This window comes from Geminicoccus roseus DSM 18922, assembly GCF_000427665.1.
Classification (GTDB): Bacteria; Pseudomonadota; Alphaproteobacteria; order Geminicoccales; family Geminicoccaceae; genus Geminicoccus; species Geminicoccus roseus.
Genome location: NZ_KE386572.1, coordinates 415,759 through 435,276, shown reverse-complemented (window position 1 = coordinate 435,276; position 19,518 = coordinate 415,759). Strand labels below are relative to the sequence as shown.

The window sequence follows — 19,518 nt, the reverse complement described above, 5'->3', positions numbered from 1 at the left end:
TCCCCCCTTCAGCGGTGCCCGGGCGACGGCCGGGCCCTGGTTCTTGCGGTTGTTGCGGATGCGGCCGCCTGCGCCGGCGCCGCCGAGATCGCCCAGAGCGCCCGGGTGATCCCGTCATGGATGTTGCGGAAGCAGTGCGGCTGCGAGCTGTCGAACTGGAACGAATCGCCGGCTGCCAGCCGGTGGATCCGGCCGGCCACCTGGAGCTCCAGGGCGCCCTCCAGCACCAGGCCACCTTCCTCGCCCTCATGGACATAGGGGCCATCGCTGGAACGGCCGCCGGCCGCGAGGGTGACCAGGATCATCCGCAGGCGCGGCGAGCGTACCGGCGAGACGATCTCCTTGGTGAGCCCGAACCGCTCGAACACCAAAGGCGGGCGCCTGCGGCCGCGCTGGACCACCGGCGCCGGATCGCCGGCGGCCTCGTCCTGGCGGGCATCGAACAGCTCGACCGCCGGCACGCCCAGCGCCCGGGCGATCCGCGACAACGAGGCGAGCGAGGGATTGGACAGGCCGCGCTCGATCTGGGACAGCATCCCGATCGACAGGTCGGCCCGGCCGGAGAGCGCCGCCAGCGACATGCCCTGGCCCTTGCGCAGGGCGCGCAGGCGCGGGCCGACCTTCAGCACCGGTTCCGGCGTCGCCTCGTTCTTCACCGCAGCGTCCACATGTCCCCCCGTCCGGACCGGGCCAACCTGGGTGGAATGCGGCAGATTTTCAACAGAATTGAAACAGGGCGGTGACGGAGAGCCGGTGGGCCCGGCCCTAGACGTCGAGGCCCAGGTCCAGGATCGGCGCGCTGTGGGTCAGCCAGCCGACCGAGATCAGGTCCACGCCAGACGCGGCGATCGCGCCCACGGTCTGCGCGTTGACCCGGCCGGACGCCTCGGTCACCGCCCGGCCGGCGACGATGCGGACCGCCTCGGCAAGCGTGGCCGGGTCCATGTTGTCCAGGAGGACGGCATCGACTCCGACCTGCATCGCCTCGCGGAGCTGGTCCAGCGTGTCGACCTCGACCTCGATCTTGACCAGGTGGCCCGCGGCCGCTTTGGCCCTCTCAATGGCGGTCATGATCCCGCCGGCGATCGCGATGTGGTTGTCCTTGATCAGGATCGCGTCATCCAGGCCGAAGCGGTGGTTGACGCCGCCGCCGGCGCGGACCGCCTGCTTCTCCAGGGCGCGCAGGCCGGGCGTGGTCTTGCGGGTGCAGGTGATCCTGGCCGGGTGCGGCCTAGCCGCCTCGACCATGGCGGCGGTGGCGGTGGCGATCCCGGACAGGCGCGAGGCCAGGTTCAGGGCGGTGCGCTCGCCGGTCAGGATCGAGCGCGCCCGGCCCGACAGCTCCAGGACCGCGTCGCCGGCGGCGACCGCATCGCCATCGCTGCGCAGGGTCTCGATCCGGATCGACGGATCGAGCAGCCGGAAGGTCTGGGCGGCCACCTCGATTCCGGCCAGGCGCCCGGGCTGGCGGGCGGCCAGGCGGCAGCGCATCGGCGCCTCGGCCGGCACCACCGCCATGGTGGTGATGTCGCCGGCCCGGCCGAGATCCTCCAGCAGGGCGGCGCGGATGATGGGCTCGACCAGGATGGCCGGCAGGGTGTCGAGCATGCGGTCTCTCCTCTGGGAGACGAAGGCCTTTGGGAGGCGAGGGAGGGTCAGGCGGCCGCAGGCAGGCGCTCCGCCCCGGCCAGGTCCTGGCGATGATGGCTGCCGACGCTTTGCGCACGGGCCAGGGCTGCCTCGGCGATCATCCGGCAGACCAGCGCCCGGCCGGAACGGTCGCCGCAGGCCCCCAGGCGGGCGACGGCGTCGGCAAGCCCGGCCGCGTCGCGCACCACGCCGACCTGCCGGGTCATCAGCCAGCGCAGCTCCGCCACCAGGGCGGGGGAGGGCGGGGACAGCGGTGTCGGGTCTTTGGGAGGCTCCGGCCTCGCCAGTACGGCCTCCAGGCCGGCAATGTCCCGTGCCGCCCAGCGTCCGCAGGCCAGGCCCTCCAGCAGCGAGTTGCTGGCCAGCCGGTTGGCGCCGTGCAGGCCGGTCGCCGCCACCTCGCCCACCGCCCACAGGCCGGGCACGGAGGAGCGGCCGGCGGCATCCACGGCGATGCCGCCCATGTGGTAATGCGCGGCGGGCATCACCGGGATCGGGTCGGTGGCGGGGTCAATGCCGGCCCGGCGGCAGGCGGCGGCGGCTTCAGGGAAGCGCTGGGCGAAGCGGGTGCCCAGGGCATAGCGGGCGTCCAGGAAAGTGCGGTGGCCGCGCGCGATCTCCGTCGCGATGGCGCGGGCCACCACGTCGCGCGGCGCCAGCTCGGCACCGGGCAGGTCGGCCATGAAGCGCCGGCCAGCCTCGTCCACCAGCCAGGCGCCCTCGCCGCGGATCGCCTCGGACGCCAAGGGGGCCGGGTCCAGGCCCAGCAGCATGGCGGTGGGATGGAACTGCACGAACTCCAGGTCGCGCATCACCGCGCCGATCCGCGCGGCCATGGCCAGGCCGCCGCCGATGGCGCTCAAGGGATTGGTGGTGGTGGCGAACAGGCCGCCGATCCCGCCGGTCGCCAGCACCACGGCCCGGCCGGCAAGGTCGGTGGCCTGGCCGTCTTGGACCACCCGGACTCCGCAGACCCGGCCATGCGCGTCGCGCAGCAGATCGGTGGCCTGGGCGTGGGTGCGGATCTCGATCGAGGGGGTGCGGGACGCCTGCGCCAGCATTGCCGCCAGCACCACCCGGCCGGTGGCGTCGCCCCCGGCATGCAGGATCCGCCGCCGCTGGTGCGCCGCCTCCAGGCCCAGGGCCGGGCGGCCCTGTTCATCTTGGTCGAAGGCGACGCCCCAGCGGACCAGGTCGGCGATGGCGCCGGGGGCCGCCGCGGCGACGCGGTGCGCCACCAGCGGGTCGACCAGCCCAGCGCCGGCCGCGAGCGTGTCGGCGGCGTGCAGGCGCGGCTCGTCGTCGGCGCCGATCGCAGCAGCAATCCCGCCCTGGGCCAGCGCGGTGGCAGCACCCTGGCCGGGGCTTCCCGCGGTCAGCAGCAGGACCGGGAGGGGAGCCAGATGGAGGGCGGTGGCCAGGCCGGCGATCCCGCCGCCCACCACCAGGACCGGGTCGTGGCTGGCCATCGCCTCAGCGGACCTCCAGCATGCGCTCGATGGCGCGGCGGGCGCGCTGCGAGACGGCCGGGTCGATCGTCACCTCGTGGGTCATGGTCTCCAGCGCATGGCGGATCTTCCCAAGCGTGATCCGCTTCATGTGCGGGCAGAGATTGCAGGGCCGGACGAACTCCACCTCGGGGAAGGCCACGGCGACGTTGTCGCTCATCGAGCATTCGGTGATCAGCGCCACCTTCTTCGGCCGGCGGTCGCGCACGAAGTTCACCATGTCGGCGGTGGAGCCGGCGAAGTCGGCGGCCTGCACCACGTCGCGCGGGCATTCGGGGTGCGCCACCACGGTGACGCCCTCGTGGCCGAAGCGGATCCGCTCGATGTCGCGGGCGGTGAAGCGCTCGTGGACCTCGCAGGCACCCTCCCAGATGATCATCTCCACGCCGGTCTCGGCGGCGACGTTGCGGGCCAGATGGGCGTCGGGGATGAAGATCACCCGCGGCACGCCCAGGCTCTCGACCACCCGCCTGGCATTGCCCGAGGTGCAGCAGATGTCGGATTCGGCCTTCACCTCCGCCGAGGTGTTCACGTAGGTGACCACCGGCACACCCGGGTGCTTCGCCTTGAGCGCACGCACGTCGGCGGCGGTGACCGATTCGGCCAGGGAGCAGCCGGCGCGCAGGTCCGGGATCAGCACGGTGCGCGTGGGGTTCAGGAGCTTGGCGGTCTCCGCCATGAAGTGCACCCCGGCCAGCACGATCACCCCGGCATCGACCCGCATCGCCTCGCGGGCGAGCGCCAGGCTGTCGCCGGTGATGTCGGCGACGCCGTGAAAGATCTCGGGCGTCTGGTAGTTGTGCGCCAGGATCACGGCGTCGCGCTCCTTCTTCAGGCGCAGGATCGCCTCGATCTCCGGCGCGAAGGCCGGCCACTCGAAGGACGGGATGACATGGCGCACCCGCTCGTACACGGCGTCCAGGCCGGTTGCTTTACCCTGCGTCGAAGCCAGCATCGCTTCACCTTCATGCCGCCCGAGGGGCGATTTATGCTCATTTTGAGCATATGTTGGGGCCAGAGCTGCGGGCCCTGCCCGCGGGAAAGTCGGGGCTTATGCTAGAACTGAGCATAAGGCTGTCAAGCCGCTCGATGACGTTTCCGCGACAAGGCTGCACCGTGCCGGCGCTGCTCAGGAGGCGGCGGGACGGCGGAGCGGGCCGATCCGCACCCCAGGCGCCGGGCGCTCCAGGCCGACCTCGGGCCGGAAGCGCATCAGCCGGGCCGGGCGGCCGCCGGTGGCCTTGGCCATGCCCGGCGCTTCCTCGACCAGCCCGGAACTCTCGACCAGACGGCGGAAATTCTGCTTGTGCAGCAGGGTCCCGGAGATCGATTCCGCAGCGCGCTGCAGTTCCGAGAGGGTGAATTCCGGCGGCATCAGCTCGAACAGCACCGGGCGGTACTTGATCTTGGCGCGCAGCCGGCCGATCGCGGTGGCCAGGATGCGGCGATGGTCAAGCGCCATGCCGAACGAGGGCGGCAGGCCGTCCGGCGGCGCGCCGCGGTCGCGCAGCGCCTCGGCGACCAGGCCCGCCTCGTAGGCCAGCTCGTAGCGTTCCAGCACCCGCTCGTTGTCCCAGTCGGCGCCGTCGCCGAAGGTCATCCGCACCCGCTCGCGCCGCTGGCGCGCTTCCTGGGCGGAGCCGCCGGCACCCGCCCAGGCCTGCAGCCGCACGATCATCCGCTCCAGGGCGCCGCGGCCGGCGCGCTGGTCCTCCCAGGGCAGGTAGTCGTACCAGTCGTGCCAGGCCGAGGCGGTGACGCCCGGCGGCTGGGCGTCGCGCACCAGCGCGAGATAGGCGACCGAGAGCGGCCGCCGGGCGTCGCCGCTCTGCCCGAACCGGTCCAGGTCGCCGAAGGTGTAGAGCTGCTCGACATAGCCCAGGGGCTGCCGGGTCTGCTGCTCCACCCAGCTGCGCAAGCCGCGCTCCAGGGTGCGATGCTCGGGATGGAGCGGCCCGGCCGGCAGGGAAGGCGGCTCGTGGGGCTGCCGCTGCACGGTGAGCACCCGGGGCGAGCCCGCCTCGACGCCGATCACCACCGCGCACAGATCGACGCTGATGGCGGAAGCGGGCGGCGGCGCGGCCTCGGGCGGGATATCGTTCAAGCGAAGCTCCAGCTCATCATCCTGCTGGTAGCCTGCCTTCCGGGCGAGGCAAAGGCCACCGCCGGGAGCCCCGAGGGTGGATATCCGATCGGAAATCGCCCTGTGTTCCCCTGGTTCCGGCCGAGCCGCGGCTGCCTTGATCCAGCGATCACGGACAGGCGAGCATGGCGTGCCGGGTCCCATCAGCCCGACAGCCGCCCTTTACGGCCGGGCAACTTCCACGCACTACGGCGCTGTCCCCGACGCACCGGGGCACGAGGGCGGGAGGGCGACGGATGTCGGGAGTGGGTGGCCCGCCGCTGGCCAGGCGCATGGCGGAGCTGGGGCGCGGGATGGCCCGCTATCCCGGGCTGGAAGCCGCGCAGTGGATGGCACCCGAGCGGCTGCAGGACCTGCAGTGGCAGCGGCTGCGGCGCGTCGTCCAGCATGCCGCGACCCATTCCCCGCTCTACCGGCGCCGCTTCGCGCAGGCCGGGATCCGGCCCGAGGACATCCGCACCCCCGAGGATTTCCGCCAACTGCCGCCGACCACGCGCGACGACCTGCGGGCACCGGGCGAACTGCTCGCCGAGGGCTTCCCGGAGGACCGCCTGCGCCGCTCGACCACCTCCGGCTCGACCGGGCGGCGCACCACCAGCTATTTCGACGAGCGCGCCTGGGTGCTGTCCAAATATCTCCTGAAGCTGCGGGCGCGGCGGGCCTGCGGCCTGCAGCCCTGGCACCGGGTGGCGCTGTTCCAGGAGGACGGCTCCGCCGCCACGCAGGTGCCTTCGCACAAGCGCAGCCATGCCTTCTCGATCCACCGGCCGATCGCCGAGATCCTGCCGGCGGCCGAGCGGTTCGCCGCCCATGCCTATTACGGCTTCCCCGGCTATTTCGTGCAGCTGGCCCAGGCGGCGCAGGGACGGCTCCGGCCGCGCATGATCTTCACCTCGGGCGAGCTCTTGGACCCGTTCACCCGGCGCGCCATTGAGGAGGGCTTTCAGGCACCGGTGTTCGACGTCTATGGCTGCACCGAGGTCAAGGAGGTCGCCTGGGAATGCCCGGCCCATGCCGGCCACCATCTCAACGCCGACTGGGTCATGCTGGAGATCGACCCGCCCGGCGCTGCCGGCAAGGTCCTTTTGACCCCGCTCTACAACCGGGCCATGCCGCTGCTGCGCTACGTGGTCGGCGACACCGGCATGCTGCTGCCCGGGCGCTGCGCCTGCGGGCGCGGCCTGCCGCTGATCCGGCCGACGCTCGGGCGCAGCGTCGACTATCTGCGCCTGCCCGGCGGCACGACGCTGGCCCCCTACAGCCTGACCTGCGCGATCGAGGACATCGAGGGGATGCGGCAGTACCAGTTCGTGCAGACCGAGCCCGCCCGCCTGCTGCTCCGGGTCGTGCCGCGCGACGATTTCGGCGCGCACAGCGAGGCGGCGCTGCGCCAGGCGCTGGCCCCGGTCGTGCCCGGGGTCGAGGTCGCCATCGAACGCGTGCAGGAGATCCCGCCCGAGCGGAGCGGCAAGTACCGGATCGTGCAGTCGTGCCTGCCGCCGGATCGGCCGGTGACGTGAGCGCCTGGTGGCGCCGGCTCCAGGGCGGCCGGATCGGCAAGATCGCCCTGTACGGCTCGTCGCGCGCCTTCGTGGAAGGGGTGATCGGGGTTCGCGGCGTCCTGCTGGCGGGCGTGCTCGGGCCCAAGGCGTTCGGGATCTGGGCGCTGTTCCGGCTGATCCTGGCCTATGGCAATTTCGCGGGGCTCGGCCTGCTGCGCGGCATGGAGCTGGAGATCTCCAAGGAGCGCGCCAGCAGCGACACGGCCAGGCAATGGGCGTGGGGACGCACGGCGGCCGGCTGCACGCTCGCGATCTTCGGCGGCGTGGCGCTGGCGACGGTGATCGCCTCGGGCGTGGTCGGCGAGCCCTGGCTGCGCACCCTGCTCTGGGCGGTGGCGGCCGGGCTGCTGCTCGAGCGGTTCTGGTTCTACGGCCTGAGCTTTCTGCGGGTGGCGGGTTCCTTGCGCGAATTCGCCTTGCTGGAGCTGGCGCAGGCGCTGGCGCAGCTCGTCCTGACCCTGACGCTTGGCTACCTGTTCGGCCTGGACGGGGCGCTTATCGGCTTCGTGCTCGCCATGGCCGCGACCTTCCTCCTGCTGCGCGGTCGGGCGCCGCTCTGGCCGGAGCTGAACCGGACCCGCCTGAAGGCGATGCTGGCGGTGGGCGTGCCCCTGAGCGTCAGCCAGCTTCTCTCGGCGATGCTGGCCACCGTCGACCGGCTGGTGGTCGGCGCCTGGCTGGGCTTCACCGCGCTTGGCCAGTACGCGTTCGCGGTGTCGGTGGCCTCGCTCGGCGTGTCGGCGGCGCTGGTGGTGCAGACCGTGGTGTTCCCGGACCTCTACCGCCGGCTGGACAGCGAGGGTGCGGCCGGGATCACCAGAGAGCATCTGGACCAGACGATCCGGCCGTTCGTGCTGTTCCTGACCCCGATCGTGGGCGCCGGCGTCCTGGCGCTGGGCCTGGTGGTCACGCTGCTGCTGCCCCAGTACGAGGCGGCGATGCGGCCAGCCGCGGCCTTCGTGTTCACCGGGATCGCCCAGGGCGTGGTGGGGCTGGCGATGGTGGCGGTGATCGCGTCCGGGCGGCAGCGCAGCCTGCCGCTGTTCAGCGCCGCGGCGCTGGCCGTGAACGCGGCGCTCGCCACCGGCACCCTGGCGCTGGGGTTCGGCATGGTCGGCCTGGCCGCCGGCGCGGTGGTGGCGCGCCTGCTCTATGCCGCCGGGGTGATCGTGCTGGTGGCGGGCAAGGCCGAGGCGGCGCCGCTGCGGGTGGCGATGAGCATCCTCTGGCCGATCGCCTGGTGCGCGGCGGCCACCACCCTGGTGGCGCACCTGCTGCCGCCGGTGGACCTGGTCAGCTGCCTGCTGGCCCTGGCCTGCTACCTGGTCGCGATCACGCCGGTGCTGCTGGCGCTTGCCGCCTATCTGCGCCGGCGGCTGCGGATCAGAAGGGCCTGAGCTGGAACTCGCGCGGCGGTGCCGTCAAGGGCCGCGCCCGCGCCGCCGCCACCTCGCGGTAGAGCTGCAGGACATAGCCGGCGACGGCGGCCCAGGACATTTCCTCGGCCAGCTGCCGCGACCGTCGGCGATGCTCGTCCAGGCGGTGCTGGTCGGTGAGGTAGCCGATCAGGGCATCGGCCAGCGCCTCGGGATCGGCGCAGGGCACCACCTGGCCGTTGCCGTCCAGCACCTCGCCGCCGCCGGTCGAGGTCGTGACGATGGCCAGCCCGGCCGCCATCGCCTCCAGCACCACGTTCGGCATGGCATCGGCCAGGGCCGGCTGGGCCAGGATCGCGTGGCCCCGGTAGGCGGCGGGGATCTGGTCGCCCTCCAGATGGCCGCGGAACACGACCCGTCGGGCCAGGCCGAACTCGTCCGCCATCGCCTCCAGGGCCGGGCGCTCGGGGCCGTCGCCCACCACGGTGAGCATCGCCCCGGGCACCGCCGCCGCCACCAGGCGGAACGCCTGGAGCAGGACATGCACTCCCTTGCGCTCGATCAGCCGGCCCACGAACAGGACATGGAACCGGTCGGCCCGAGGGTCCGGGGCGAAGCGCTGCACGTCGACGCCATTGGGGATCACGTCGATCGGGGTGCCGGGCCTGGTCCGCAGCGCCAGGTCGCGCAGGCCGCGGCTGACCGCGATCACCCGTGCGGCGCCGCTCCATACCTGCCGCATCAGGTGGCGCATGCACAGCGGGTCCAGGTGGCGGAGCCGCCGGTTGTAGCCGGGCACGTCGGAGCCGCGCAGCGAGACGAGGTAGGGCATCTGCCGGCGCAGCCGGTAGCCGACGATCCCGGACGGCCAGCCGGCCCAGCAATGGCAGAGATCGTAGCGATGCGCGCGGGCCAGGCGCCCGGCATGGACCAGCGCCCGCGCTGTCCAGGCGGCCAGCTCCCACGGGCGCCAGTAATGCAGGTCCCGCTTGCGCACCGGCAGGCGGTGGATCTCGATGTTGGGCGCCACCCGGACAACCTCGGTGCGCTCGCCGATGCCGCTGGTAACCAAATCGACCGCGACGTCCTGCCGGCCGGCCAGCTCGGCCAGGAGCTGCGCGCAGGCGACGCCGGTGCCGCCGCCGATCGGGGGAAACTCGTAGACGACCATCAGGATCCGCAGCAGCGGCATCGGTCGATCGCTCCTGTCCCGAGTGGTCGCGCACGCTCACCGGGAAACAGGCCAAGGGCGCAGGCTGCGGCCTGCTGCCATCTTGTGCTCGCCTCCCGGACTATTCTCCGGCGATCATCGTCGAGCCTCGCCCGCCTGTCCATCGTCCCGCCCGGCACGGCCGGCCGCCATCGGCTCTCGGGCCGGCTCAAGGACCGGGCAGGGGCGGCCATGCGGTCTTTTCGGTGGCGATGATGCCGGAGGCCACCCGGTCGCCGCGGCGCATCGCCTCCAGCCATGCAGCGGGCGCCCAGCAACGGCGAAAGCGGATGCGTCCCTGCGGGTGAGCGAGGAACGGGCCATCGGAATCGGCGCTGGCCGCGCCCGCCGGCAGGCCCGGTTCGCCAGGGACCGCCGCCTCGATTACCGGCACCCGGCCAAGGTCCCGCCAGCGAGGGCGCGGCCAGCCGAGAACCGGGCCCACCCCTTTCAGCACCTGGCAGGTCCGCTCCAGGCTCCACCCCTCGAGGTCGACCAGGAAGCGGTCGGCCGGCTGCAGGCGGCGCGCCCGGCGGGTCGGGCTGACCTCGGGCTGCGCCTGCGGCCGCGCCGTTCCGGCCAGGACCGCGTCGACCGCTTGCGAAAGCAGCGGCGGGCCGAGTTCGTGGATGCGCCGCAGGAAGTGGGAAAGGCTGGAGCCCGGGGGGAGCGGAAACGAGCGCTGGGCAACGATCGGGCCGTGGTCCTCGCGGCGATCCACCAGATGCACGGTGACGCCGCTCTGCGGGACGCCGTCGAACAGCTGCCAGAAGACCGGCTCGGCACCCCGGTAGGCGGGCAGCAGGGCCGGATGGACGTTGAGCGTGCCCAGACGCGGCACCGCCAGCGCCGCCTTGTCCAGCAGCCAGCCCATCCCGGCGACCACCACCAGGTCGGGGGCGCGGTCGCGCAGAGCGAGGGTCAGGCCGGACATGTCGCGATGGCGGATTTCCTGGAAAGGAACCCCGGCTGCACGCGCCATCCGCGCCAGCCGGGAAGGCTGGAGCCGCCGCTGCAGCCGCTTCAGCGGGCTGATCCGACCGACGGTCTCCAGCACTGCCGAGACCTGGCCGCGGCAGCCGGCCAGGGCGTGCAGATGCACCGCCGAGAAGTGGCTGTTGATCCCGATGAAGACGATCCGGGCCGGGGCCGTGGTGGTCACCGGCCGCTGCCCGTCCTGGCCGGCGGCCCGGCCGCGAGCCGGTTGATCGCCCGGGCGTCGCTGGCCGGGTCCCAGACCGCTGTGTCGTCCGGCAGCCCGGCCGGACCTTCCGCCGGTGCGCCGCCGTTCAGCACATGGAGGCGGGTGATGCCGTGCGGCAGCAGGCCGTTGCGCAGTCGCCGGACCGAGCGGTGATCGGTCACGTCGCCGGGCGGGGTCGCCGTCAGGACCTGCAGGCCGAGGGGGGATTCGAACAGGAGCGGGTTCTCCGCAAGGAAGCTATGCATCGCCGCGCCGCAGGGAGCCTGCCAGCGAAGGAGGATGTCGCGATGGCTGTCGCCATAGTTCGCGAACCGGACGCCCCAGGCGCGCTTGCTGCGCAGCGGGCCATTGCGCAGCGATGGCACCGACGCCCCGAAATCCACCTCGTCCAGGCCCATCTCCAGGGCGATCACGCAGTCGGCGAACTTGAGCATGTACTGCGGGGTGGGCCGGGCGTCCTCCGGCCAGTCCGGCTTCAGCGCCTCGACCATCGCCCGCAGGCGCCGGCCTTCCTGGCGCGCCAGTTCGCCGGCGACGACGCGGCCGCCGTGGCGCAGCCAGATGATCCCGCCCTGGTGCCGGAAATGACGGCGCAGCACCTGCCGCTCCCGGACCACGCCCAGCGGACCGAACCGGCTCTGGACGAACGGCTGGTAGAAGTCGTCGTAGAATCGCTCGAAATCGGCGAGGTCCCGGGAGAACGACCAGTCGTAGCCGCTGGCAAGGGCCCGGCGCGCCTCGTAGCGGATGGTGTGGCTGGCATGGGCGAGGGTGGCGGTCAGGTCGCCGGCCAGCGGCAGCCGGGCCTCGACCAGCGAGGGCACCCGCAGGTAGCGGTCGTCGAACCGCCCGACCAGGATCCGGGGCACGCAGGCGAGCACCAGGTCGGCATCTGGCGACAGTTCGTCCAGCACGGCGGGCAGGCGCAGGAGGGAGACCCGGCCGAGATCCTCGCAACGGGGCGGCTCGGCGAAGAATGCGCCGGCCAGGACGTCCAGCGTCATCGCCTCGCCGGTGGTGATCAGCGTCGCCATGGCCCGCTCCGGCCCGGCCGGCCCGATCAACCGGCGCACCGGCAGGCGGTGGCGCAGCAGCGGCATGACATGGCGCCGCCCGGCATGGAAGAGCCGGTCCAGGCCGGCCGGGCTCCGCTCGTAGGCCCACCACAAGGCCTGCTTCATGGCTGCGGGCGCCCGGGGATGGCGGCGATATCCGGCGGCGGGGCCGTCCCGGTCTCCAGGCAGCCGAGCCCCCAGACGATCTGGTCGGCGTCGGCCAGGACCTGCGGTTCGAGATGACGGGCCATCCGGGCGACCAGGTCGGACAGATCGTCGTCGGAAGCAGCGGCGCCCGGCCGACCCAGCGGTGCGCCGATCCGGGTCGTGAAGCTGCCGTCGCCGTTGCGCAGGGTGATGACCGGCAGGAGGGCGGCGCCGGTGCGCGCCGCCAGGTGGGGCGCACCGCTGGCGGCGCGCAGCCAGCCGTTCAGCAGCGGCGCGCGGATCGTCCGGGCGCCCGCGGAGCCAAGCGTGATCGACACGACCTGGTTCTGGCGCAGCAGCAGGGTGAGGCGCCGCAGGGCAGCCTTGGCCTGACCGTCGGTGCCCAGCATCACCCGCTCGGCGAGGTAGCGGTCCTCGACCCTGGTGCGGATCGGGTTGAGCCAGGCAAGGCCGAACCTGGAAGGGGTGGAGAAGCCGTGCTGCGGGCTGCTCAGGTGGTGGAGGCGATAGCCGGCCTCGGCCAGGGTCCGCTTGGCCGGCAGCCACTGGAAGACCGTGGGGGCGACCCAGAGGATGGCGCCCCGACCGGCGGCAAGGGCCTGGTCGAGATGGTCCTGCCCATGGAGGGTCAGGAGCGGCCGCCATCCGCCTGGCCGGTAGCTGCGCAGGAAGCAGAACTGGTCCAGGCGGATCAGCGCCAGCTGGCGCCGGGCCAGTCCCGCGGCCGGTTCCGGCAGACGGTCCGGTCCGATCATCGCGGCGATCTTGCGGGCGGTGCGGGCCAGGGTGGCCGGTTCCAGCCCGGCCGCCCTGAGCGCCAGGGCATGCCAGTGGCGCTCAGGCACTGCCCAGGCCAGGGCCGCCGACAGGGGCAGCCTGGCCAGCAGCTTCAAGTCCTGCGGAAGGACAAGGGGGGCGCCGGCGGCGGGATCGGGCTTCCTGGGCTCCTGCGGCCCTCGGCCGCTCGCCTTGGCCGTGCTCATCGGCCGCGTTTTCCCGCTTCATCCACGGCGATCCGGCTCCCGCACGGCATGGCCAGGGTCCTCCACCGCGGCACCGTGTCGATCAGCGTGCCAGGAAAGCAGCGGCCTGAGTAGGGGCAAGGCCTCTCTGCCCAGCCCGGCTCAGGCGGCCGGGACCGCCGCCAGGGGCCGCGCGCTCTCCCGGATCGGCAGGTGGATCAGCGCGCTGAACGCGCCGACGCCCACGCCGATCCACCACACCGCCTCGTAGTTGCCATAGGCGTCGTAGAGCCGCCCGCCCAGCCACACGCCCACGAAGCTGCCCAGCTGGTGGCTCAGGAACACGATGCCGTACAGGGTGCCCATGTAGCGCAGCCCGTAGAGATGCGCGACCAGGCCGGAGGTGAGCGGCACGGTGGCAAGCCACAGGCTGCCCATCAACGCCGAGAACAGGAGCACCGTGGAAGGGGTCATCGGCGTCAGGATGAACCAGGCCGCGATCAGGGTGCGGCCGGTATAGATCCCGGCGAGCAGGTATTTCTTGGTGAAGTGCTTGCCGGCCCATCCGGCCAGGATCGTGCCGGCGATGTTGCCAAGGCCGATGATCGAGATCGCCACCGCGCCCAGCGCCTGGGTGGTGGTGATCCCCATGGAGTGGAGCACGCTGCCCAGCATGATCGGCCCGCAGCTCTCGGCGACGAAGGCCGGGAAATGGGCGGTGATGAAGGCCAGCTGGTAGCCGCAGGAGAAGAACCCCATAAAGATCATCGCGAAGCTCGGGTCGCGTAGCGCGCCCAGCACCACCGCACCCATGCTTTCCTGAAGCTCGGCCCTGGAGGCGGGCGCGGGCGAGCGGATCCAGGGCAGCACCAGCAGCGAGCCGAGGATCAGGGCGGCGAAGGTGACGAACACGCTCTGCCAGGGCATCAGCGCCAGCAGGCCCTCGGCCAGCGGCGGGCCCAGCACCTGCCCGGCGGACCCGGCGGCGGTCACGATCGCCAGGGACATGGAGCGGTTCTCCGGCGACGAGGCCCGGCCCACCACGGCCAGCACCACGCCGAACCCGGTTCCCGCGATGCCCATGCCCACCAGCACCTCGTAGAGCTGGTGCTCGATCGGCGTAGTGGCGCCGGCGGACAGCACCAGGCCCAGGGCATAGGCCAGGGCCCCCAGGATGATCGCCTTGCGGTCGCCGATCTTCTCGGCGGCGGCCCCGAACAGCGGCTGGCCGAAGCCCCAGGCGAGGTTCTGGATGGCGATGGCCAGCGAGAACTCGGCGCGCGGCCAGTGGAACTCGGTGGCGATCGGCAGCTGGAACACGCCGAACGAGGCGCGGATGGCGAATCCCACCAGCACCACGAAGCTGCCTGCGAGAAGAACCGGGGTGACGAGGGGGGAAGGCTGGGCCATGGGGGATCATCGCGTGGCGTCGGATTCCTGTCTGTCGACAGGCCGGCGCAAACTTGCATCCACAAGATGCACCAGAGCAAGAGGCAGCAGCGGCAGCCGGCCGGGGCCGCGACGACGGAGGCCGGAGCCTATGCCGGTTCAGGGGATCTCGTAGACCGACAGCTTGTCGCCGATCCCGCGCAGCGAACGGTCCTGCCGCGCCGGCCGGATCCCGCTGCCCTCGAAGATCCGGACGGCTTCCAGATGCTCCACCACCGGGGCGGTGGCGAAGATCGAGCGCGAGGTGGCGAGGCCCTGCACGCGGGCGGCGATGTTCACGGTCTGGCCGAAATAGTCCTGCCGGTCGTTGAACATCACCGCGAGGCACGGACCCTCGTGGATGCCGATCTTGAGCACCAGGTCCTCCCGCTCGCGCTGGTCGTTGAGCTGGCGCATGGCCTCGCGCATCCGCAGCGCCGCCGCCACCGCCCGGTTGGGCGTCGGGAAGGTCGCCATCACCGCATCGCCGATCGTCTTCACGACGGCACCGCCCTCCGCGGCGATGGTCTCGTGCAGGACGCGGAAATGGGAGCGGACCAGGTCGAACGCCACCAGGTCGCCGACGCGCTCGTACAGTTCGGTGGAGCCCTTCAGGTCGGTGAACAGGAAAGTCAGGCTGGTGATCTTGAGCCGCTGGTCGACGTCCAGCGTGTCGGTCCGGTAGATGTCGCGGAAGGTCTGGTTGGAGAGCAGCCGCTTGGCCGTCAGGAACGGCCGGCGCCGGCCGAGCAGGTCGTGCAGCGTGTCGCCTGCGATCCAGACCCCCGGCAGCGTCCGCCGGCCGGCACGGTTCTCGAGCGTCAGGCGGAGCGGTCCCGGGTGCAGCTCGACCGTGCCGCTGGGCGGGCTCATCGGGTCGATCACCACGGTGAGGCTCTGCCGCTCGCGGGTGGGCTCGCCCTTGACGTCCAGGAACTGCGTGGAGTGCGTCACCGGGTCGGACACGACCAGGAACGCGGCCGGCAGCTGCAGCGACAGGATCGCCCGCTCGCCTGGCGGCAGCTCGACCAGCTCCAGGGTCACCTCGTCCAGCAGCCGGTCGAGGTCGTCGGGCAGATCGGCGCCCGAGCCGAAGAAGATCTGGCGCAGATAGTCGGCGGGCGGCAGCGTGTCGGGATGGTGGGCCGCGATCGGGCGCACCCGCGGGCTGACGGTGAACGTCACTTCGACCATCTCGTCGAGCGTGGGCTCGTAGCCGCAGGCGCAGAGCCTGCAGTCGTACTCGCTCCGGTCGAAGGTCTTGAGCGTGGCGCCGGTCGCGAGCACGCCCCCGCAGCCGGGGCAGAGCAGGTTCCAGGACAGCTCGAAGGCCCCCAGGCGTGCCGCATGGAGGAAGGCCCCGATCAACGGCTCCTCGTCCAGCCCTTCTGAAGCCGCGAAGGCAAGCGCGTTGATGCGGCAGAGATCCCGATCGCTGCCCTCCTGAACCAGGCGCTCGATCGCGGCCACCGCGCCCGCATCAGCGGCGTGCCGCAGGATCGCGAAAAGGCTGTCGGCTTCGCTCATGACCGGGAACTGTACGCCGAACGCGTGCCTGGTGGAAGCTGGCTGCACCTGCGCAGGATGATCCGGCGCCCGCAACAAGCGCGGCCCGGCCCGCGGCTTCGTTGTCTCGCCGCCGGGACAGCGCCGATTCGCTGGTCACAGCAGGAGCAGCCGCTTCGCCACCTTCCACAGCTCGCCGAACGGCAGCTGCGTGAGGCCGGCGGCGATCATCGGAACGAGCGCCGCGGCGCCGATCGGCAGGATCGCTGCGCGGTTGAACGGCAGGACCTTGAGCTTTTGGGCCGCTGCATGGAGCTTGGTCGGATCGTCGGCTTCCGCCTCCGGTCCGGACGCCTCGGGTGCGGCGATGTTGGTCCCGAGCATCTTGCGCTCGGCGTTGCGGAAGTGATTGGTCGCCTGGACCGAGGCGGCCCGCTCGGTGGCCTCCTTCAATGCCGAAAGCGGCGCGGCGAACGAGGCGAGCGGGAAGGCGAACAGGGCCAGGACGAAGGCCAGCCATGTGCCCATCAGCATGCTGTACGCCTGGAGCGACAGCGATTCCTGCTCGAATGCCCGCGCGATCGCCGCTCCCAGGACCAGGCTCATCGCCAAGACCAGGGCCACGAACACGTTGGGATACTTGCCAAGGAAGCCCAGCCCGCCGACCCCGTCGGGATGCGTCACCACCAGGCGGAGCCTGAGCCGCGCCAGGCGGCGCAGCAGCAGCGCCCAGACCAGGTGACGCCAGAGCCAGCGCAGGAGGAGGAACCAGAAGATCGGGCTGCTCACCAGCGCCGCCCACCAGCCGGCGACGGTCAATGCGGCGCCGTCCGGACCGGTGGCGATCAGCCAGGAACCGGCATTGCGGGCCGGCATCGTGAAGGCGCCGCCGAGACTGAGGGCGATCGCGAGCAGGAGGCAGACGGCTTCTCCCAGCAGGCTCCGGCCGCGCCTGATCGCGATCGCCACCGCGTCCGCGGCCGCCCCCATCGAGCCGGCCGCGATGAGGGGCGCCTCGGCGAACTGCCGCAGGTGGCGGCGCAGCTTCTCGTCGACCATCCGGTCGATCAGCACGAGCATGGGCACGACGATGCAGAACCGGGTCCAGGCTCCCCAGTCCCTCAGGAACGAATCGTGCTCGCCTGCGCCCAAGGCGGTGCCGGCTGCCAGGCAAAGCAGCAGGGGCACGGCCCAGGCCAGGGCCCAAAGCAGCAGCGCCCGCCGCTTCGCGGTGCGGGCGACCTCGCCCATCGCGCCGAGCTGGTCACACAGGCGTTCGAACCGGCCACGGTCGCTCAGCCCGAACCGCTCGATGGCGTCACCCAGCACCGTCGCCGCACCACTCCCGGAACAGCTCGATCCGGCGGTCATGGCTGGTCGACCTGGATCCAGCCTTCGTCCAGATCGAACTGGTCGATCGCGTCGGCGCGATCGAGGGTGCCTTCTCCCAGATCGGCCTCGTACACGATCCCGTTCTCGCCGACGAGAAAGCTCATCACCCCGGTCTCGGCATAGGCGGACGGGAACGCAAGCAGGGCGTGGCCGGCGACCATGTGGCCGTTGACCAGATAGCTCATGGCGCCGCCGGGCACCGCGTCGCCCTGGCTCTGCAGCACGCGGTAATAATAGCCGAGATAGGGCTCGGGCTCGACGTCCCGCCCGTCCAGGCTGTAGCCGTCGGCAGACGCCCGGGCGACGAAGTCGCCGATCGGGCTCTCGGGCGCTCCGGCCTCGGCCGGCCAGTAGAGGCCGTCGCGCGTGCCGGAGTCGCTCAGGATCGAGCTGGCGAACTCCATCACGCCATCGCCGTCCCAGTCGGTCTTCCGGTAGTCGGACTGGACGCGCACATAGGCGCGCAGGAGGTCGATCACGTCGAGCTCGTTGCGCCCGATCCGTCGCTCCAGGACCTCCGTGCGCGCCGCCTCGGCGTCGAACGACCACCTGCCGTCGGCTTCCTTTTCCAGAGGCGCTGGAAACGGCCACTGGTCTCGCCCGACAAAGAGCGTGGCGGTCTGGCCATTCTCCGACGTCACGATGCGGTTGGCCTCGCGCCAGTCCTCCAGGAATCCGGACCAGTTGGCCCGGTCGCGCCCGGCATCGCCGGTGAAGACGACATCCTCCGATTCCGGCCCGAACACCGCGACCAGCGCCTCGCGGTCACGGGCCTCCAAAGCCTCCACCACGGCGCCGACCGCCTCGTCGGGCGAGGCGTAGGTGGTCGGTTCGGCCTGGGCCGCCACCGGCCCGAGAGCAGCCACGGCCATGAAGGCCAAGTGCAGCCTGGACATCGACGTTACCTCCTCTTGAGCTTGCCGGCATGCCTGGAGCCGCGGGCCTTGGCAGCCGCCGCCTGCCGTCCGCCTTCCTGCTTCGTGAAGACCGTCTGCGCGCGCCCGGTGGACCTGACGGCCTTGGTCCTGGTCTTGGGCTTGGCGATCTTGGTCGGCGCCCGTTCCCGCGCCTGCTGCAGCCTGCCGCCATCGCCGCCGCGGGATGGGTGCAGACTGGCGGCACCGCGCCGATCGGCCTTGCGGGCGCTGCTGAGGCCGTCGTTCTGCCTGGAGAAGGCGGCGGGCCTGGCTCCTTGCTGGCGCACCGCCCGGGCTCCGCCGTCGGTGGTCCTGGCCAGTCCGGCGGATCCCCCCGCGCTGCGCGCGGCGATCTTGTTCCTCACGGCCTCGCGGTCGCCGCCGGCTGCGGGGCCGCTTCCCTGGCTGCGCACCGCACGCCGATCGCCTGCCGCCGTCCGGCGGTCGCGGTCCGACCGCCACGCGCCGCCGCGATCGACATCGACCCCGTCGCGGTCGACATTGATGTTGACGTCGCCGCCGACGGCGACGTTGGGCCGACCTGGACGGGGATAGAAGTCGCCGTCGTCCCAGTCGAAGCGCGGCGGGCCGCGCCAGTAGTCGTCCCAGTCGTCGTCATCGTCGAAGATCTCGTTGACGAGCATGCCGGCGCCAAAGCTGATCACGCCCGTGGCGAGCATGGCGGTGCCGGAATAGCCGGGATCGACCGGTGCTGCGGCCACCGCGGGCGCAGCCGGGGCCTGCGCCGCCGGGGGCGGCTGGGTGTAGGCGACCGCCGGATCGTAGGTCGGGACATACACCACCTCCGGATCGGCCGGCGCGATGCTGATCGCCTCGTTCTCGATCGTGACGGTCTGCGCCTCGTTGCTTTCCAGGTTGCCGACCGCCGAGGCCCGCGCGCGCTGGCGCTGGATCGCGTCCATCACGCCGTCGCTCTGGTCGAGCAGCGCGTCGCCCAGCGATTCCGTCCACTCGATCTGGTCGGCCATCCGTTCGATCAGGGTTGGGAAGCCCGCGGCGAGCACGGTCACCGACACATCCCACCCCTCGGCCTGCGCCGCCTCGCTGCGCGCATCGCCGGCAAGCGACTGGTTCGCTTCCACCCAGCGTCCCGCCTTCACGACCTCCAGCGGGAAGGTCGTCGCCACCAGCACCTGGGCCAGCAGCGCGTCGGGATAGAGCGCCACCGGCGCCACCAGGTCGTCCAGCTCGTCCTCGCCCCAAAGGGCTGCCTCGGGCTGCATGTCCGCCGGGTCGGCGTCGGCCGCAGGGGCAGTGGCCGGGGGAGCTTGCGCCGGGTCATCCTGCGCGCCCGCGGGACCCGGCTTGCCGGTGCCCAGCAGCACGACGCAGGACAGGAGGACACCGAAGCGCCAGCGCCATCTCGTCATGACTGATACTCCCGCTGCTGAGATTGCTCGAAAGCGGCCGCAAACC

At 72.0% G+C, this 19,518-nt stretch carries 16 protein-coding genes; 2 read left to right on the top strand and 14 right to left on the bottom strand.

Translation table 11 applies throughout. The annotated features are described in order from the left end of the window. Positions 1-8: 8 nt before the first annotated feature. The 5 genes from GEMRO_RS27325 to GEMRO_RS27315 form a co-directional block, all read right to left on the bottom strand. The gene (locus GEMRO_RS27325; RefSeq protein ID WP_157505437.1) at positions 9-656 is read right to left on the bottom strand and encodes a cupin domain-containing protein; all 648 of its coding nucleotides are present in this window, start codon (positions 654-656) and stop codon (positions 9-11) included. Between the two features lie 109 nt (positions 657-765). Beyond that, positions 766-1,608: a carboxylating nicotinate-nucleotide diphosphorylase gene (gene nadC, locus GEMRO_RS0103425; protein WP_027132893.1), complete on the bottom strand. Its 843-nt coding sequence runs from the start codon at positions 1,606-1,608 to the stop codon at positions 766-768. Between the two features lie 47 nt (positions 1,609-1,655). After that, positions 1,656-3,119 carry an L-aspartate oxidase gene (locus GEMRO_RS27320; RefSeq protein ID WP_035484673.1) on the bottom strand — a complete coding sequence of 488 codons (1,464 nt, stop codon included), beginning with the start codon at positions 3,117-3,119 and terminating at the stop codon, positions 1,656-1,658. A 4-nt stretch (positions 3,120-3,123) separates the two neighbouring features. Then, complete coding sequence (gene nadA / locus GEMRO_RS0103415) at positions 3,124-4,113, bottom strand: quinolinate synthase NadA (protein WP_051328640.1); 990 nt, start codon at positions 4,111-4,113, stop codon at positions 3,124-3,126. 174 nt (positions 4,114-4,287) lie between these two features. Beyond that, positions 4,288-5,262, bottom strand: a complete 975-nt coding sequence (locus GEMRO_RS27315; protein WP_240476586.1) for an NUDIX hydrolase — start codon at positions 5,260-5,262, stop codon at positions 4,288-4,290. A gap of 275 nt (positions 5,263-5,537) precedes the next feature. On the opposite strand from GEMRO_RS27315, the gene GEMRO_RS0103405 reads away from it, so the two are divergent. Further along, positions 5,538-6,821: a phenylacetate--CoA ligase family protein gene (locus tag GEMRO_RS0103405; RefSeq protein ID WP_157505436.1), complete on the top strand. Its 1,284-nt coding sequence runs from the start codon at positions 5,538-5,540 to the stop codon at positions 6,819-6,821. After that, positions 6,818-8,260: a lipopolysaccharide biosynthesis protein gene (locus tag GEMRO_RS0103400; RefSeq protein ID WP_169728303.1), complete on the top strand. Its 1,443-nt coding sequence runs from the start codon at positions 6,818-6,820 to the stop codon at positions 8,258-8,260. Before GEMRO_RS0103405 ends, GEMRO_RS0103400 begins: the two co-directional genes overlap by 4 nt. Here GEMRO_RS0103400 and GEMRO_RS27310 read toward each other — a convergent pair. The 9 genes from GEMRO_RS27310 to GEMRO_RS32285 form a co-directional block, all read right to left on the bottom strand. Continuing rightward, a complete protein-coding gene (locus GEMRO_RS27310; protein WP_051328639.1) occupies positions 8,247-9,431 on the bottom strand; it encodes a glycosyltransferase in 1,185 nt (394 codons plus the stop codon). The genes GEMRO_RS0103400 and GEMRO_RS27310 overlap by 14 nt on opposite strands. A gap of 187 nt (positions 9,432-9,618) precedes the next feature. Continuing rightward, a complete protein-coding gene (locus GEMRO_RS32290) occupies positions 9,619-10,611 on the bottom strand; it encodes a methionyl-tRNA formyltransferase (RefSeq protein ID WP_051328638.1) in 993 nt (330 codons plus the stop codon). Continuing rightward, a complete protein-coding gene (locus tag GEMRO_RS0103385; RefSeq protein WP_027132889.1) occupies positions 10,608-11,834 on the bottom strand; it encodes a GNAT family N-acetyltransferase in 1,227 nt (408 codons plus the stop codon). The genes GEMRO_RS32290 and GEMRO_RS0103385 overlap by 4 nt, the downstream gene beginning before the upstream one ends. Further along, entirely contained in the window at positions 11,831-12,859 is a 1,029-nt protein-coding gene (locus GEMRO_RS0103380) for an LpxL/LpxP family acyltransferase (protein WP_027132888.1), read from the bottom strand. Before GEMRO_RS0103380 ends, GEMRO_RS0103385 begins: the two co-directional genes overlap by 4 nt. A 141-nt stretch (positions 12,860-13,000) precedes the next feature. Beyond that, positions 13,001-14,248, bottom strand: a complete 1,248-nt coding sequence (locus tag GEMRO_RS0103375; protein WP_027132887.1) for an MFS transporter — start codon at positions 14,246-14,248, stop codon at positions 13,001-13,003. Between the two features lie 138 nt (positions 14,249-14,386). Beyond that, positions 14,387-15,793 carry an adenylate/guanylate cyclase domain-containing protein gene (locus GEMRO_RS0103370; protein WP_027132886.1) on the bottom strand — a complete coding sequence of 469 codons (1,407 nt, stop codon included), beginning with the start codon at positions 15,791-15,793 and terminating at the stop codon, positions 14,387-14,389. Between the two features lie 135 nt (positions 15,794-15,928). Beyond that, positions 15,929-17,143: a hypothetical protein gene (locus GEMRO_RS27300; RefSeq protein ID WP_157505435.1), complete on the bottom strand. Its 1,215-nt coding sequence runs from the start codon at positions 17,141-17,143 to the stop codon at positions 15,929-15,931. Next, positions 17,140-18,060, bottom strand: coding sequence for a DUF2950 domain-containing protein (locus GEMRO_RS27295; protein ID WP_084506479.1), 921 nt, complete (start codon positions 18,058-18,060; stop codon positions 17,140-17,142). The genes GEMRO_RS27300 and GEMRO_RS27295 overlap by 4 nt, the downstream gene beginning before the upstream one ends. A 5-nt stretch (positions 18,061-18,065) precedes the next feature. Continuing rightward, complete coding sequence (locus GEMRO_RS32285) at positions 18,066-19,472, bottom strand: DUF3300 domain-containing protein (RefSeq protein ID WP_051328635.1); 1,407 nt, start codon at positions 19,470-19,472, stop codon at positions 18,066-18,068. Positions 19,473-19,518 lie beyond the last annotated feature (46 nt).

Bases quoted from the DNA above. Each gene is read 5' to 3' on its own strand.
- nadC (WP_027132893.1), bottom strand. From the start codon at position 1,608: ATGCTCGACACCCTGCCGGCCATCCTGGTCGAGCCCATCATCCGCGCC.
- GEMRO_RS27320 (WP_035484673.1), bottom strand. From the start codon at position 3,119: ATGGCCAGCCACGACCCGGTCCTGGTGGTGGGCGGCGGGATCGCCGGC.
- nadA (WP_051328640.1), bottom strand. From the start codon at position 4,113: ATGCTGGCTTCGACGCAGGGTAAAGCAACCGGCCTGGACGCCGTGTAC.
- GEMRO_RS0103405 (WP_157505436.1), top strand. From the start codon at position 5,538: ATGTCGGGAGTGGGTGGCCCGCCGCTGGCCAGGCGCATGGCGGAGCTG.
- GEMRO_RS27310 (WP_051328639.1), bottom strand. From the start codon at position 9,431: ATGCCGCTGCTGCGGATCCTGATGGTCGTCTACGAGTTTCCCCCGATC.
- GEMRO_RS0103385 (WP_027132889.1), bottom strand. From the start codon at position 11,834: ATGAAGCAGGCCTTGTGGTGGGCCTACGAGCGGAGCCCGGCCGGCCTG.
- GEMRO_RS0103380 (WP_027132888.1), bottom strand. From the start codon at position 12,859: ATGAGCACGGCCAAGGCGAGCGGCCGAGGGCCGCAGGAGCCCAGGAAG.
- GEMRO_RS0103375 (WP_027132887.1), bottom strand. From the start codon at position 14,248: ATGGCCCAGCCTTCCCCCCTCGTCACCCCGGTTCTTCTCGCAGGCAGC.
- GEMRO_RS0103370 (WP_027132886.1), bottom strand. From the start codon at position 15,793: ATGAGCGAAGCCGACAGCCTTTTCGCGATCCTGCGGCACGCCGCTGAT.
- GEMRO_RS27300 (WP_157505435.1), bottom strand. From the start codon at position 17,143: ATGACCGCCGGATCGAGCTGTTCCGGGAGTGGTGCGGCGACGGTGCTG.
- GEMRO_RS27295 (WP_084506479.1), bottom strand. From the start codon at position 18,060: ATGTCCAGGCTGCACTTGGCCTTCATGGCCGTGGCTGCTCTCGGGCCG.
- GEMRO_RS32285 (WP_051328635.1), bottom strand. From the start codon at position 19,472: ATGACGAGATGGCGCTGGCGCTTCGGTGTCCTCCTGTCCTGCGTCGTG.